Source organism: Sphingobacterium composti (genome assembly GCF_009829075.1).
Classification (GTDB): Bacteria; Bacteroidota; Bacteroidia; order Sphingobacteriales; family Sphingobacteriaceae; genus Sphingobacterium; species Sphingobacterium composti.
Genome location: NZ_WUQZ01000067.1, coordinates 1 through 414 on the forward strand (window position 1 = coordinate 1; position 414 = coordinate 414).

Consider the following 414-nt stretch of genomic DNA (forward strand, 5'->3'; position numbering starts at 1 on the left):
AGTTCACCATGAGAAAGACTGGTTTCATCAATGGAAAGACTACTACCTATATTCTTTGGAAATATTAGTCCTTCCTGTGCATTTTCGCGATGGGCCCACTGTTGAAAACCACTGAGTTTATTACGGTAATATCGCCTTAATTTATTGGCGGATATACCATAAAATGAGCTAATAGTTTCGATGCTATGGGCTTGATTATCCGCTGATACCTTTTAAAAAAGCCGCGAAATCTGATGTGACACGCGTTCCTTTTGCTACTAAATTCCAATCCCTATAAACTACCTTACCAGTATCTTGATTGAGCCATCTTCGACGTTTAACATGTAAATAAACTTGCTGACCACGAATAGGAAAATCTTGTAAAGTAACGGGATCAAAAAAACCTTTGGATAATAAGCTATTGGTTTTGAATTC

Annotated in this window: 1 protein-coding gene; it reads right to left on the reverse strand. The window is 37.2% G+C overall.

The genetic code is table 11. The annotated features are described in order from the left end of the window. Positions 1 to 195: 195 nt before the first annotated feature. Positions 196 to 414, reverse strand: a 219-nt coding sequence (locus tag GOQ17_RS16085) for an ISAon1 family transposase N-terminal region protein (protein WP_201288659.1), incomplete at its 5' end; no start/stop codon positions are given.